Genomic DNA, 13,357 nt, shown 5'->3' on the forward strand with positions numbered 1-13,357 from the left:
TCCTACGCGTCGCGCGTGCGGAGGACGGCCCAGGCGGCCAGCAGGCCGCCGACCACCCAGCAGCCCAGCGTGAGGTAGGCGACCGGAGCGTCGAGCGTCGCCGTGTCACCGGGCAGGATCGCGTTCTGCGCAGCGGCGACCGGCAGGTAGGCCGAGGCGTCGAGCACCCAGGCCCAGGCCTCGCCGGCCATCGAGAAGAAGCTCGCGACGATCGGGAGCACGAACAGCAGACCGACCGTCGCCGCGATCGCCCCGGCGCCCGAGCGCAGGATGAAGCCGAAGGCCACACCGATCAGCGCGAAGACGGCCATGGCGAGCGAGGCGACCACGATCGGCAGGACGGAGCTCGAGGGGTCCGACCAGTCGATGCCCCGCTCGCGTCCCGCGACCACGGCGGAGACGGCCGCCGCCGCGGCACCGAAGATGACCAGCGACGACACGAACAGGAAGCCCGCGAGCACGAGCGACTTCGCCAGCAGCACCGACCCGCGGATCGGGTCGGCTGTCAGCGTCGAGCGGATCATGCCCGTGGAGTACTCCCCGGTCACCGAGATCGCGCCGATGATGCCGGCGAGCAGCATCGTGAACTGGATAGGCATGACGACGGCCTGGATCGGGTCGAACCCGGGGGCGTCGATCGCCTGGGCGATGAGGACGGCGATGCCGATCGTGAGCACGGCGGCGATCGCGATGGACCACCACGTCGACCGGAGGGTGGTGAGCTTGATGGCCTCGCCGCGCACGGCGCGCGCGAACGTGAGGCGCCGGCCGGAGTCAGCGGCGGGGGGTGCGACGGCCGGGGTCGTCACGGCGGGGGCGGCGGTCATGAGAGCTCCTTCGTGCGGTACTCGACGGCGTCGCCGGTGAGGGCGAGGTAGGCCTCTTCGAGGGATCCGGTGGTCGGGGTGAGTTCGTGCAGCGGGATCCCCCGCTCCGCGGCGAGGTCGCCGATGCGCGCCGCCGGGATCCCAGCGATGTCGAGCAGATCGGGAGCCGCGCTGACGATCTCCACGTCGGGACCGCCCACGGCGGCCACGAGGTCGGTCGGGCGCGGCGTCCGCACGCGCACGCGGTTGGTCGTCCACGAACGGACCAGCTCGGCGAGCGGGGCATCGGCGAGGACCTTGCCCCGTCCCATCACGATGACATGGTCGGCGGTCTGCGCCATCTCGCTCATGAGGTGACTCGACAGCAGCACCGTCCGGCCCTCGGAGGCGGCGTGTCGCACGAACTGCCGCACCCAGCGGACGCCCTCGGGGTCGAGGCCGTTGACGGGCTCGTCGAGGATGAGGGTGTGCGGATCGCCCAGCAGTGCGGAGGCGATCCCCAGGCGCTGCCCCATGCCGAGGGAGAACTTCCCGGCGCGCTTCCGGGCGACCGAGCCGATGCCGGCGAGCTCGATGACCTCGTCGACGCGGGAGGTGGGGATGCCGTGCGTGGCGGCCATCGCGCGGAGGTGATCGCGCGCCGTCCGTCCGGTGTGCACCGCCTTCGCGTCCAGCAGCACGCCCACCTCGGTGAGCGGTGCGCGGAGCTTGCGGTACTCCCGCCCGGCGACGGTCGCCTTCCCGGCCGTCGGACGGTCGAGCCCGACGATCATGCGCATGGTCGTCGACTTCCCTGCGCCGTTCGGTCCGAGGAAGCCGGTGACGCTGCCGGGCTGCACGGTGAAGGACACGCCGTCCACGGCGGTCTTGTCCCCGAATCTCTTGGTGAGGCCTTCTGCGGTGATCATGGGTTCCACGCTACGGATCGGCGGGTCGCGGCGCGTCCTCCCGGAGGACGATTCCCGGAAGCGGTGGGATCGTCCCCCGGGAGGACCGTGTGGGGGAGGACGGGTGGGCTGCGTCGCTCCGATAGTGTCGACAGGTGACCCCCGCCCGCCGACTCCCCGCTCCTCTGGCCCTCGGGGGAGCCGTCGCGATCGGGGTCATGACCGCGGTCCAGGCGCGCATCAACGGCGTGCTGGGCGTGCGCGTCGACAACGGCATCGTCGCCGGTTTCCTGTCCTTCGCGGTCGGGCTCGTGGCGCTCGCCGTGGTCATCTCGTTCCTGCCCTTCGCCCGGCGCGGCGCGATGCGCCTCGGACGGGGGATCCGGGAGCGCAGCATCCCGTTCTGGATGCTCCTCGGCGGTGCCTGCGGTGCGCTCACCGTGTCCACCCAGGGGTTGACGGCGGGGATCCTCGGCGTCTCGCTCTTCACCGTCGGCGTCGTCGCGGGACAGACCCTGCACGGCCTCGTCCTCGACCGCATCGGCTTCGGCCCGGCCGGCGTCGTGGCCGTGACCCCCGGTCGCGTGATGGGCGGCGTGCTGGCCCTCGCCGCGGTCGGCATCTCCCTCTCCGGCGATGTGCTCGCGACCGCCCCACTGTGGATGCTGCTGCTTCCGTTCGCCGCCGGCGTGGGCATCGCCTGGCAGGCGGCGACCAACGGGCGCCTGGCCCAGCGCGTGCAGTCGCCGATCGCCGCCACCCTGATGAGCTTCATCGCGGGAACGCTGGTGCTGGCTGTCGCCGCCGGCACCAGCGTCGCGGTGCGGGGGTGGCCGGCCGCGCTGCCGGCAGAGCCCTGGCTCTACCTCGGCGGTTTCCTGGGGGCCGGCTACATCCTGCTCGGCGCGTTCATCGTCGCGCACACGGGCGTGCTGCTGATGGGCCTGGGCTCGGTGCTCGGGCAGCTCGTCACGTCCGTCGTGATCGACCTGCTCTGGCCGGCGCAGGCGGGACCGGCACTGTGGCAGGTGATCGCGATGGTCATCGTGGCGATCGGCTCGGTCCTCGTCGCGGTGCCCTGGCGTCGCCGCCGGCTCTAGGAACCGCTCTTCCTGGCGGCCTTCTTCTTCGCCTTCTTCTTCGCCTTCTTCTTCGCCTTCTTGCGGGCCTTCTTCTCCGCCGTGGCGGCCTTCTTGTCCGCGGCCTCCCGCGCGGCCTCCTCCGCAGCCGCCCGGGCTTCGGCGGAGAGCTTCGGCGGGCGGGTCAGGAGGGCGCGGGCGTCGACGGTCTTGCGTCGGCCCGGGCTCTTGCCCTCCGGCTTCGTGCCGACGTAGAGCCAGCCGAGGAGTTCCTCGTCCGGACCCAGTCCATGCATCCGCGCGACCGGCTCCGAGCGCGTGTAGTGCCCGGTGCGCCAGATGACGCCCCACCCCGCCTCATCGAGAAGCAGGCTCAGCACATGGGCGATGCCAGACGCCACCGCCTCCTGCTCCCAGCGCGGTACCTTCTCGCTCGGGCGGTAGCTCGCGACCACCGCGATGAGGAGCGGAGCACGCAGCGGCTTCGTGGACGGCTCCGCGTCCCCCTGCGCCTCGGCGATCGCGGCGCCGAGCGCCTCACGGTCCGCGCCGCGGAGTTCGATCAGACGCCAGGGGCGCAGCGACGAGTGGTCGGCGACGCGGCCGGCGGCGCCGACGAGCGTCACCAGCTCCTCACGTCCGGGAGCGGTGTCGCCGACCTTCGACCAGGACTGCCGTGCGCGGACGGCGTCGAGGGCGCTCACGACGCGTCGGGCGTGAAGTTCAGCGCGATCGAGTTCATGCAGTAGCGGTCACCGGTGGGCGTGCCGAAGCCGTCCGGGAAGACGTGGCCGAGGTGCGAGCCGCACGACGCGCACCGGACTTCGGTACGGACCATGCCGAGGCTGTCGTCCTCGAGCAGTTCCACCGCGTCCGGACGGACCGACTCGTAGAAGCTCGGCCAGCCGCAGCCCGAGTCGAACTTGGTGCCGCTCTTGAAGAGCTCCGCACCGCAGGCGCCGCAGGTGTAGAGGCCGGCGCGCTCCTCGTCGAGCAGCTCACCGGTCCAGGCGCGCTCGGTCGCCGCCTGGCGCAGCACGGCGTACTGCTCCTCGCCGAGCTCTTCGCGCCACTCGTCTTCGGTCTTGTTCACGCTGTAGGGCATCGTGTCCTCCTGAGTCCCTTCCATTCTCCCTTGTGCGGAGCCTTCGTGGCGCTCCGCGTCAGAATGGACGAATGACCGACGCCGTGCACGAGCGCTATGCCCGATTCGCCGCGATGGAGGCGCCGGGGCGCAGCGCGCTGTATGCGGAGTGGGCGGCGGGGGTCGCCGAAGACCAGGAGATCACGCACCTCCTCCAGCGGATCCCCGCGACCCGACGTCAGCCTCCCCTCGTCTTCGCCGTGTCCCGCCTGCTCGGTGCCGGTCATGGGCCGTACTCGGAGTGGCGTCGCTTCGTCCTCGCGCACGCCGACCGGCTCGTCGAGGAATGCACACGGCGCGCGCTCCAGACCAACGAGCCGCTGCGTACCGCCGCGCTGCTCCCGGTGCTCTCCGAGATCGACGGACCCCTCGCTCTGCTGGAGGTCGGCGCCTCCGCCGGCCTCTGCCTGTACCCCGATCGCTACTCGTATCGCGTCATCGACGGAGACGGACTCGTCCGTCAGGCGCTCGATCCCCTCGACGGCCCCTCGTCGGTGGTGCTGGAGAGCGTCGTCTCCGGCGACCTGCCGTCGCTGCGGATGCCCGAGGTCGTGTGGCGTGCGGGGATCGACCTCGCGCCGCTGGACGCCGCCGACGACGAGGATCGGCGCTGGCTGCGCGCTCTCGTGTGGCCGGGGGAGGAGGGGAGGGAGCAGCGCATCACGGCCGCTCTCGACATCGCGGCCGCCGACCCGCCTCTTCTCGTCGCCGGAGACGCGGCTGTCCACCTGGAGGACCTGGCGCGGGCCGCCCCGGCGGACGCCACGCTGGTGATCACGACGCCGGGCGTTCTCGTGCACATCCCGCGGGCGGAGCGGGAGGCGCTGGTCGCGAGCATCGCGGCGCTCCCCGCGCACTGGGTCACGATAGACCCGCCCGCCCTGCTCGACGTCTGGGATCCGCCGGTCGCCGCGGAGACGTGGCCCGGGTTCGTCGTCGCGCTCGACGGTCGGGTGCGCGCCGCAGCCGACCCGCTCGGCGCCCGGTGGGAGTGGCGCGCGGGCGAAACACCGACCACGACCTAACCTGAGGACATGCCCGCAGACCACCTCACGGAGCGCGATCGCGCGATCCTCGCCCTGGAGGCCGCCTGGCCGCGCCACGGCGGCATGAAGGAGGAGGTCATCCGTACGCGGCTGGGGATGAGCGCGGCGCGCTACTACCAGCTCCTCGGTCGGCTCATCGACTCGGAGGCGGCCCTCGCCTTCGATCCGATCCTCGTCGGCCGCCTGCGTCGGCTGCGGGATGCCAGGAGCGCCCGGCGGTCGGCGCGGGTCCCCGGCTTCACGGGCTGACCCGACCCGCGGCACGCGATCGGGCTCGTCGCGGAACGGTTTGCCAGAGACGTGCCGCTAGCATCGAGGGGTGTCCAAGCTCCCCCGTGACCGTTTCGACGAGGTCCCCCGTTCCACCGGACGCGTGGGAGCACACCGCGCCGAAGCCCCGGGCATGAACGGCTGGGTCGTGCTGCTGTGGTCCTTCGTCGCCGCTCTCGTGCTCATCATCGCCGGCATCTTCGGCGCCCTGGCCGTCATGGGACGGATCGACCTCTTCCCGGAAGCGGCGCCGTCCGCGGCCCCCACGCCTGAGCAGACCGGGGTGATCGACCCGAGCTATTCGGTGCTCATCCTCAACGCGACCCCGGACAGCGGGCTGGACGATCAGATGCGCGACACCCTCATCAACGCCGGGTGGGCGGCGGCGACCGTGCTCGCCAGCGACAGCGCCAGCGACGACTTCGAGACCACGACCGTCTACTACGTCAGCGCCGAGGACGAGGAGGCGGCGAAGGGCCTCGCCGGCGTCATCGGCGGTGCCGAGGTGCAGCAGAGCGACTACTACGCCGGCCAGACGGAGGACGGGCAGAAGCAGCTCACCATCGTGATCGGCGTCGACCGGGCCGCGTCGGTGCCCGAGACTCCCGCGCCCTGACGCCCGTCTCCCTCCCGGATCGTGCGGCTTGCACTCGATGGTGTCGAGTGCCAGAATGGCGTTAGCACTCTCTCACTCTGAGTGCTAAACCCACCGTCTACGTCCAGGAGGGACGACAAAACTCATGGCAAAGATCATCGCCTTCGATGAGGAGGCCCGCCGCGGCCTCGAGCGTGGCCTCAACATCCTCGCCGACGCGGTCAAGGTGACCCTCGGCCCGCGTGGTCGCAACGTCGTGCTCGAGAAGAAGTGGGGCGCCCCCACGATCACGAACGACGGTGTCTCCATCGCCAAGGAGATCGAGCTGGACGACCCGTACGAGAAGATCGGCGCGGAGCTCGTCAAGGAGGTCGCCAAGAAGACCGACGACGTCGCCGGTGACGGCACGACGACCGCCACGGTGCTCGCCCAGGCCCTGGTCCGCGAGGGGCTGCGCAACGTCGCGGCCGGCGCCGACCCCATCTCGCTCAAGCGCGGCATCGAGAAGGCCGTCGCCGCGATCACCGAGGAGCTGCTGAGCACGGCGAAGGAGATCGACTCCAAGGAGCAGATCGCCGCGACCGCCTCCATCTCGGCCGCCGACCCGGCGATCGGCGAGCTCATCGCCGAGGCCATCGACAAGGTCGGCAAGGAGGGTGTGGTCACGGTCGAGGAGTCGCAGACCTTCGGCACCGAGCTCGAGCTCACCGAGGGCATGCGCTTCGACAAGGGCTACCTCAACCCGTACTTCGTCACGGACCCGGAGCGCCAGGAAGCCGTCTTCGAGGACCCGTACATCCTCATCGCGAACCAGAAGGTCTCCAACATCAAGGACCTCCTGCCCATCGTCGACAAGGTGATCCAGGACGGCAAGGAGCTCGTCATCATCGCCGAGGACGTCGAGGGTGAGGCCCTCGCGACCCTCGTGCTGAACAAGCTCAAGGGCATCTTCAAGTCGGTCGCCGTCAAGGCTCCCGGCTTCGGCGACCGCCGGAAGGCGCAGCTGCAGGACATCGCGATCCTCACGGGCGGCCAGGTCATCACCGAAGAGGTGGGCCTCAAGCTCGAGAACGCCACGCTCGACCTGCTCGGCCGTGCGCGCAAGGTCATCGTCACCAAGGACGAGACCACGATCGTCGAGGGTGCCGGCGAGGCCGACCAGATCGAGGGTCGCGTCACGCAGATCCGTCGCGAGATCGAGAACACCGACAGCGACTACGACCGCGAGAAGCTGCAGGAGCGCCTGGCGAAGCTCGCCGGTGGCGTGGCCGTCATCAAGGCCGGCGCTGCGACCGAGGTCGAGCTCAAGGAGCGCAAGCACCGCATCGAGGACGCCGTCCGCAACGCGAAGGCGGCCGTCGAGGAGGGCATCGTCCCCGGTGGTGGCGTCGCGCTCATCCAGTCCGGCACGAAGGCGCTCGACGCTCTCTCGCTCGAGGGCGACGAGGCGACCGGTGCGAACATCGTGCGCGTCGCGATCGAGGCTCCGCTGAAGCAGATCGCGCTGAACGCCGGTCTCGAGCCGGGCGTCGTCGCCAACAAGGTGTCCGAGCTCCCCGCGGGCCAGGGCCTGAACGCCGCCAGCGGCGAGTACGGCGACATGTTCGCACAGGGCATCATCGACCCGGCGAAGGTCACGCGTTCCGCGCTGCAGAACGCCGCGTCGATCGCCGGTCTGTTCCTGACGACGGAGGCCGTCGTCGCCGACAAGCCGGAGAAGGCTGCTGCTCCCGCGGGTGACCCCACGGGCGGCATGGACTTCTGATCCTCTGACAGGATCGGAGACCCCGGTCTCACCGACAGAAAGCCCCCGGCTCCGGCCGGGGGCTTTCTGCGTGTCCCTCAGCGGAACAGGCTCGCCGAGTACTGATCTGCGTCGGCGTACTGGGTGGCCACGGCGCCGAGCGAGGTGCCGATACCGTCCAGGACGAGCTCGACGTGCTGCTGGGCGCCCTGCCACTCCTCCGCGCACGCCTGGAACGCCGTGGCGGCGGTGCCGACCCAGGCGGTCTGCAGGTGCCTGAGCTGCGACATGAGGGTGGCGGATTCGGCGCGCAGACGCTCGATGGTGGCGCGCGTCGCGGCTTCCGCTGCGTGGACGGCGTCGGTGTCGACGGTGAAGACGGTCATGGGAACTCCCTTCGAGGAAACCCCGACGATACGCAGGCGGCAGTCCCGGGGCGCGCGGAGAGGGAGCGCGGCGCCGCGGACGGGAGAACGCCGCGGTGCGAGCCTACTGTGCAGAAGAGGCGGTTACGGCAGGTCGAGGCGGTCGAGCGGCTGCGTGTCCTCGAGGAGATGCTCCGGGGTCGAGCGCGCCGGCGCCAGTGGCAGCGTCACGGTGAAGGTGGCTCCGCCTCCAGGGCTCTCGGAGACCGCGATGTCGCCGTTCAGAGCCTTGAGGATGGAGGCGACGATGGCGAGCCCGAGACCGGATCCACCGGTCTCCCGTGCCCGGGACGTGTCGGCGCGCCAGAACCGCTCGAAGATCTGCTCCCGGATCTGCGGGGGGACACCCTCGCCGTGATCGACGATCGAGATGCTCGCGGTCCCGGCGATGCGGTCCGAGTCCACCACGATCTCGATCGGACTGTCCTCCGGGGAGAAGCGGCGCGCGTTCCCCAGGAGATTCGTGACCACCTGGCGGACCTTGTTCTCCTCGCCGAGCACGATCGGCGGCGTCCGGACCGGGATGTCCGCGACCTCGGTGAAGTCGATGGCGGGGGGCTGCTCCGGCGTGCGCGGACGGCGGCGCAGCCGCGACAGGGTGGCCCGGGGCCGGGTCTTGGGTGCGGGGTCCTGGGCGATGGGCACCACGGGCGTGCGGATGGGGGCGGTCGGGACGTTCTCGACCGTCCTGTCGATCACGGAGATCACGCGTCCGGGCGCCGCGGCGCGCACGTCGAGGGCGGCGTCGCGGGCGATGGGGCGGAGGTCGAGAGGGACGATCTCCGGCTCGCGCTCCTCGTCCAGCCGTGCGAGCGCGAGGAGATCCTCCACGAGCACGCCCATGCGGATCGCCTCCTTCTCGATGCGCTCCATCGCCCGAGCGGTGTCCTCCTCGCCCTTGATCGCGCCCATGCGGTACAGCTCGGCGTACCCGCGCACGCTGACGAGCGGGGTCCGCAGCTCGTGACTGGCGTCTCCGATGAACCGGCGCATGTGCTGCACCGTGCGGTCGCGTTGGGCGAGGGACCGGTCGACGCGGTCCAGCATCGTGTTGATGGCCGCATTGAGGCGGCCGACCTCGGTGGTCGGCTCCAGGTCGGTGAGCCGCTGTCGGAAGTCGCCGGCGGCGATCGACATGGCGGTCTGCTCCACCTGCCCGAGCCGTCGGAAGGTCAGCGTCACGAGGCCGCGGGTGAGCAGCGCTGCGACGAAGATCGTGATGAGGGCGATGGTGATGTAGATGCCGAAGTACTGACTGATGATGCGGTCGGCTTCGGCGAGGGGGAGCGCCACCATCTGGATGCTGAGCGGGTCGCCCTCCTGCTGCACGACCGCGGCAGCCGCGTGGTAGACGCCGCCGTCCGCGTCCTCGAGCGCGAGGACCTGCTCCTCATTCGCCTGGGCGTCGGAGAGCGAGTACTCGGCGGGGAAGACCGGAGCTCGGCCCGACGCGCTCGGCGCGGTCGCGCGGAGGGCGCCCTCCGCGTCGTACACCGCGAACGAGAAGTCACGCGGCTTCTCGTCTCTCGGCGTGTATGTGGTGACGCCGTCGATCGTCGTCGTGTCGAAGTACCGGTTGACGAGGTCGCTGGTCACCAGCGCAGGGAGCTGCGCGTTGATGTTCTCCACCAGGGCGTTCCGCAGCAGCGGTACGGTCCCGATGCCCGCGACGAGGAGGCCGAGCGCGAGGACGGCCACGGTGACGCCGGTGACCTTGGCGCGGAGGCTGATGCGCCGCCACCACGCGGTGACCGCATCCGGCTTGTGCGCCATGCGGTCCTCCCTGCTGCGACGGCGGTGCCGTCCGGGGACGGCGGGTGCGGACTCGACGGTCTCAGACCGTCTTGCCCACCTTGAGCATGTACCCGAAGCCGCGCTTCGTCTGGATCAGCGACTCCTCGGTGTGCGGGTCGATCTTGCGGCGGAGGTACGAGATGTAGCTCTCCACGATGCCGGCATCGCCGTTGAAGTCGTACTCCCAGACATGGTCGAGGATCTGCGCCTTCGACAGCACCCGGTTCGGGTTCAGCATGAGGTAGCGCAGGAGCTTGAACTCGGTCGGGCTCAGGTCGATCGGCTCCTTGCCGACGTGCACGTCGTGCGTGTCCTGGTCCATCGACAGCTCGCCGGCGCGGATGATCGACTCCTCGTCGGCCTGCATCGTGCGGCGGAGGATGGCCTGGGCCCTGGCGACGATCTCGTCCAGGCTGAACGGCTTGGTGACGTAGTCGTCGCCGCCGGCGTTGAGTCCCTCGATCTTGTCCTCCGTACCGTCCTTGGCCGTGAGGAAGAGGATGGGTGCGGTGAAGCCGGCGCCGCGGAGGCGCTTGGTCACGCTGAACCCGTTCATGTCGGGGAGCATGACGTCGAGGATGATGAGGTCCGGCTCCTCTTCGAGGACGGCGGAGATCGTGGCGGCGCCGTTGGCCACCGTCTTCACCTGGAACCCGGCGAAGCTGAGACCCGTGGAGAGCAGGTCGCGGATGTTGGGCTCGTCGTCGACGACCAGGATGCGCGCAGCAGTCATGACCCCATTATGGTGACTTCGGCCATGCGCGGGCTGATTATCCTGCGGAACGGCGTGGATGCGGTCGATCCGTCGGCAGGTGGATGTGCTGCACAGGCGGTCGGGGGAGGATCGAGGCATGAGTTCGATCGAGGACGCCACCGCCGCCCCCGTCACCCCGTCCGCCGCGTCTCCTGAGGGGTCCGACGGAGGGCTCGAGTACCACCGTCTGGCGCTCCTCCGCCCGCGCCCCCGGTGGTGGAAGCCGCTGCTCACCGGGCTCCTCGGCATCGCGTTCTACCTCGCGATCGTCGTGCTCGTGATCGTTCCGCTGGTCGTCGTGTCCGCCCTCGTCCCGGGCTGGGCGGCGGAACTGCAGATGATGTTCCGGACCACCGCCTACTTCCAGCTCGACCGTCCGTGGCTCCTCGTGGCGCTCGTGCTCCCGCTCATCCTCATGATCCCGGCGCTGCTGCTCGCCTCGCGGGTGGTGCAGGGGCGGGGCGTCGGCCTGCTCTCCTCGGTCACCGGGCGGCTGCGGATGGGGTGGCTCGGCCGGACCCTCGGGCTGGCACTCGCCGTGTTCGTGGTCTACTTCGCCGTGGTGCTCGGCTGGTCGGCCGCCGCGGGCGACGCGGTGACGCCCGACTTCTCCCACCCGGGGCTGCTGCTCATGGTGGTGCTCCTGCTCGTGCTGATCCCGTTCCAGGCCGCAGCGGAGGAGTACGTCTTCCGGGGGTACCTCATGCAGCTCGTCGGGAGCTGGCTGAGGCACCCCGCCTTCGCGATCCTGCTGCCGGTGCCGCTGTTCGTGCTGGGGCACGGCTACGACGTCTGGGGTGCGGCGAGCGTCGGCCTCTTCGCCGTCGTCGCCGCCTGGCTGACGTGGCGCACGGGCGGTCTGGAGGCGGCGATCTCGCTCCACATCGTCAACAATCTGCTGATCTTCCTGCTCGGCTCCGTCGCCGTGGTCGATGCGAACGCGACCTCGGGCACGCCGGTCGATCTCCTCGGCTCCGCGCTGGCGATGCTCGTCTTCGCCGTCGTCGCCGACCGCTGGGCCCGCCGCCGGGGCATCGAGCGGACCGCAGCGATCACCGACGGCGCCGCGGGCACGCATCAGCTCCCGCGGATGCTGCGCGGCTGAGCGCCGTCACCGCCGTCAGGCGGCGATCGCCTCGGCGTCCATGATCGTGTAGCTGTACCCCTGCTCCGCGAGGAACCGCTGCCGGTTCTGCGCGTAGTCCTGGTCGATCGTGTCGCGTGCCACGAGCGTGTAGAAGCTCGCGGTGTGGCCGGACTGCTTCGGACGGAGAAGGCGCCCGAGGCGCTGGGCCTCCTCCTGCCGGGAGCCGAACGAGCCGGACACCTGGATGGCGACCGATGCCTCGGGGAGGTCGATGGAGAAGTTCGCGACCTTGGACACCACGAGCAGCGAGATGTCGCCCTCCCGGAATGCCCGGTACAGCTCCTCCCGCTCCTCGACCGGAGTGGACCCGGTGATCTGCGGGGCATCGAGCGCCTGCGAGAGCGCGTCGAGCTGGTCGAGGTACTGGCCGATGACGAGGATCTGCTCGCCCTGGTGAGCCGCGATCAGCTCGCGCACCGCATCGATCTTCGCCGGGGCGGAGGCCGCGAGTCGGTAGCGCTCGTCGTCGGTGGCCGCCGCGTACTCCAGGCGGTCCGCCGGGGGAAGGTCGACCCGCACCTCGAAGCAGGCGGCGGGGGAGATGAAGCCCTGCGCCTCGATCTGCTTCCAGGGGGCGTCGAAGCGCTTCGGGCCGATCAGGCTGAAGACGTCGCCCTCGCGCCCGTCCTCGCGGACCAGGGTCGCGGTGAGGCCGATCCGGCGGCGGGCCTGGAGGTCGGCGGTGAGCTTGAACACGGGCGCCGGCAGCAGGTGCACCTCGTCGTACACGATGAGGCCCCAGTCCAGCGCGTCGAGGAGGGCGAGGTGCGCGTACTCGCCCTTCCGCTTCGCGGTGAGGATCTGGTACGTCGCGATCGTGACGGGTTTGACCTCCTTGGCCTGCCCGGAGTACTCCCCGATCTCCTCGGGGGTGAGGCTGGTGCGCTTGAGCAGCTCGTCCCGCCACTGCCGCGCGGACACCGTGTTCGTCACGAGGATGAGAGTCGTCGTCTTGGTGGCCGCCATGGCCCCGGCGCCGACGATCGTCTTGCCCGCACCGCAGGGGAGCACGACCACGCCCGAGCCGTCTTTCGAGAAGGCGTCGACGGCGTCCTGCTGATACGGACGGATGGCCCACCCGTCCTCGGCGAGCTCGATCTCGTGAGGGGTTCCTGGCGTGTACCCGGCGAGGTCCTCCGCCGGCCAGCCGATCTTCAGCAGCTCCTGCTTGATCTGACCGCGGGCCCAGGCGTCCACGACGAACGTGTCCGGCGCCGGGTGCCCGATGAGCAGGGGCTGGATGCGCTTGTTGTTCGCGACCTGGGCCAGCACGGCGGGGTCGGTCGAGCGCAGGATGAGCACGCCCTCGTCGTCGCGCTCGATGACCAGGCGGCCGTACCGGTTGACCGTCTCGCGCAGGTCGACGGCGACGGAGGGCGGGACGGGGAAGCGCGACCACCGGTCGAGCGTCTCCAGCATGTCCTCGGCGGTATGCCCGGCGGCGCGGGCGTTCCACAGCCCGAGCCGCGTGATCCGGTAGGTGTGGATGTGCTCGGGTGCGCGCTCCAGCTCGGCGAAGATCGCGAGCTCGTGGCGGGCGCTCTCGGCGTCGGCGTGGGCGACCTCGAGGAGCACGGTGCGGTCGCTCTGGACGATCAGGGGGCCATCAGACATAGCTGACCAGTCTACCGGCCCCTGGCTGCAC

At 70.6% G+C, this 13,357-nt stretch carries 14 protein-coding genes; 6 read left to right on the plus strand and 8 right to left on the minus strand.

What is annotated here, in order from left to right:
* Nucleotides 1–2: 2 nt before the first annotated feature.
* Both AB0P08_RS11935 and AB0P08_RS11940 read right to left on the minus strand, forming a co-directional pair.
* Nucleotides 3–827 (minus strand): ABC transporter permease, encoded by an 825-nt coding sequence (locus tag AB0P08_RS11935; RefSeq protein WP_268776755.1) that lies wholly within the window; start codon nt 825–827, stop codon nt 3–5.
* Nucleotides 824–1,735 (minus strand): ABC transporter ATP-binding protein, encoded by a 912-nt coding sequence (locus tag AB0P08_RS11940; RefSeq protein ID WP_363589998.1) that lies wholly within the window; start codon nt 1,733–1,735, stop codon nt 824–826. Before AB0P08_RS11940 ends, AB0P08_RS11935 begins: the two co-directional genes overlap by 4 nt.
* Before the next feature lie 164 nt (nt 1,736–1,899).
* On the opposite strand from AB0P08_RS11940, the gene AB0P08_RS11945 reads away from it, so the two are divergent.
* The gene (locus AB0P08_RS11945) at nt 1,900–2,814 is read left to right on the plus strand and encodes a DMT family transporter (RefSeq protein WP_363590151.1); all 915 of its coding nucleotides are present in this window, start codon (nt 1,900–1,902) and stop codon (nt 2,812–2,814) included.
* Here the strand turns inward: AB0P08_RS11945 and AB0P08_RS11950 are convergent.
* Together AB0P08_RS11950 and msrB are read right to left on the minus strand one after the other, a co-directional pair.
* Nucleotides 2,811–3,497, minus strand: a complete 687-nt coding sequence (locus tag AB0P08_RS11950) for a nitroreductase family protein (protein ID WP_522727308.1) — start codon at nt 3,495–3,497, stop codon at nt 2,811–2,813. The genes AB0P08_RS11945 and AB0P08_RS11950 overlap by 4 nt on opposite strands.
* Nucleotides 3,494–3,898 carry a peptide-methionine (R)-S-oxide reductase MsrB gene (msrB, locus tag AB0P08_RS11955; protein ID WP_268776757.1) on the minus strand — a complete coding sequence of 135 codons (405 nt, stop codon included), beginning with the start codon at nt 3,896–3,898 and terminating at the stop codon, nt 3,494–3,496. Before msrB ends, AB0P08_RS11950 begins: the two co-directional genes overlap by 4 nt.
* 71 nt (nt 3,899–3,969) lie before the next feature.
* Between msrB and AB0P08_RS11960 the strand changes: the two genes are divergently transcribed.
* From AB0P08_RS11960 to groL, 4 genes are all read left to right on the plus strand, one after another.
* Nucleotides 3,970–4,962, plus strand: coding sequence for a DUF2332 family protein (locus AB0P08_RS11960; protein WP_363589999.1), 993 nt, complete (start codon nt 3,970–3,972; stop codon nt 4,960–4,962).
* A 9-nt stretch (nt 4,963–4,971) separates the two neighbouring features.
* A complete protein-coding gene (locus tag AB0P08_RS11965) occupies nt 4,972–5,232 on the plus strand; it encodes a DUF3263 domain-containing protein (protein ID WP_259951423.1) in 261 nt (86 codons plus the stop codon).
* A gap of 70 nt (nt 5,233–5,302) precedes the next feature.
* Complete coding sequence (locus tag AB0P08_RS11970) at nt 5,303–5,869, plus strand: LytR C-terminal domain-containing protein (protein ID WP_363590000.1); 567 nt, start codon at nt 5,303–5,305, stop codon at nt 5,867–5,869.
* A gap of 124 nt (nt 5,870–5,993) precedes the next feature.
* Complete coding sequence (gene groL / locus AB0P08_RS11975) at nt 5,994–7,613, plus strand: chaperonin GroEL (protein ID WP_025105526.1); 1,620 nt, start codon at nt 5,994–5,996, stop codon at nt 7,611–7,613.
* 77 nt (nt 7,614–7,690) lie between these two features.
* Here groL and AB0P08_RS11980 read toward each other — a convergent pair whose 3' ends face one another.
* The 3 genes from AB0P08_RS11980 to AB0P08_RS11990 all read right to left on the minus strand — a co-directional run bounded on the left by AB0P08_RS11980 (nt 7,691) and on the right by AB0P08_RS11990 (nt 10,544).
* Nucleotides 7,691–7,978, minus strand: coding sequence for a WXG100 family type VII secretion target (locus tag AB0P08_RS11980; RefSeq protein WP_363590001.1), 288 nt, complete (start codon nt 7,976–7,978; stop codon nt 7,691–7,693).
* Between the two features lie 123 nt (nt 7,979–8,101).
* A complete protein-coding gene (locus AB0P08_RS11985) occupies nt 8,102–9,790 on the minus strand; it encodes a sensor histidine kinase (protein ID WP_363590002.1) in 1,689 nt (562 codons plus the stop codon).
* Nucleotides 9,791–9,851: 61 nt separating this feature from the next.
* Nucleotides 9,852–10,544: a response regulator transcription factor gene (locus AB0P08_RS11990; RefSeq protein WP_025105529.1), complete on the minus strand. Its 693-nt coding sequence runs from the start codon at nt 10,542–10,544 to the stop codon at nt 9,852–9,854.
* 118 nt (nt 10,545–10,662) lie between these two features.
* On the opposite strand from AB0P08_RS11990, the gene AB0P08_RS11995 reads away from it, so the two are divergent.
* A complete protein-coding gene (locus AB0P08_RS11995; protein ID WP_363590003.1) occupies nt 10,663–11,670 on the plus strand; it encodes a CPBP family intramembrane glutamic endopeptidase in 1,008 nt (335 codons plus the stop codon).
* A 15-nt stretch (nt 11,671–11,685) separates the two neighbouring features.
* Here AB0P08_RS11995 and AB0P08_RS12000 read toward each other — a convergent pair whose 3' ends face one another.
* Nucleotides 11,686–13,326, minus strand: a complete 1,641-nt coding sequence (locus AB0P08_RS12000) for a DNA repair helicase XPB (RefSeq protein ID WP_363590004.1) — start codon at nt 13,324–13,326, stop codon at nt 11,686–11,688.
* Nucleotides 13,327–13,357: the final 31 nt, after the last annotated feature.

The sequence above is a fragment of the Microbacterium meiriae genome (genome assembly GCF_040686935.1).
GTDB classification, from domain to species: Bacteria; Actinomycetota; Actinomycetes; order Actinomycetales; family Microbacteriaceae; genus Microbacterium; species Microbacterium meiriae.

Bases quoted from the DNA above. Each gene is read 5' to 3' on its own strand.
- AB0P08_RS12000 (WP_363590004.1), bottom strand. From the start codon at position 13,326: ATGTCTGATGGCCCCCTGATCGTCCAGAGCGACCGCACCGTGCTCCTC.
- AB0P08_RS11935 (WP_268776755.1), bottom strand. From the start codon at position 827: ATGACCGCCGCCCCCGCCGTGACGACCCCGGCCGTCGCACCCCCCGCC.
- AB0P08_RS11965 (WP_259951423.1), top strand. From the start codon at position 4,972: ATGCCCGCAGACCACCTCACGGAGCGCGATCGCGCGATCCTCGCCCTG.
- msrB (WP_268776757.1), bottom strand. From the start codon at position 3,898: ATGCCCTACAGCGTGAACAAGACCGAAGACGAGTGGCGCGAAGAGCTC.
- AB0P08_RS11990 (WP_025105529.1), bottom strand. From the start codon at position 10,544: ATGACTGCTGCGCGCATCCTGGTCGTCGACGACGAGCCCAACATCCGC.
- AB0P08_RS11980 (WP_363590001.1), bottom strand. From the start codon at position 7,978: ATGACCGTCTTCACCGTCGACACCGACGCCGTCCACGCAGCGGAAGCC.
- AB0P08_RS11995 (WP_363590003.1), top strand. From the start codon at position 10,663: ATGAGTTCGATCGAGGACGCCACCGCCGCCCCCGTCACCCCGTCCGCC.
- AB0P08_RS11985 (WP_363590002.1), bottom strand. From the start codon at position 9,790: ATGGCGCACAAGCCGGATGCGGTCACCGCGTGGTGGCGGCGCATCAGC.
- AB0P08_RS11960 (WP_363589999.1), top strand. From the start codon at position 3,970: ATGACCGACGCCGTGCACGAGCGCTATGCCCGATTCGCCGCGATGGAG.
- AB0P08_RS11940 (WP_363589998.1), bottom strand. From the start codon at position 1,735: ATGATCACCGCAGAAGGCCTCACCAAGAGATTCGGGGACAAGACCGCC.
- groL (WP_025105526.1), top strand. From the start codon at position 5,994: ATGGCAAAGATCATCGCCTTCGATGAGGAGGCCCGCCGCGGCCTCGAG.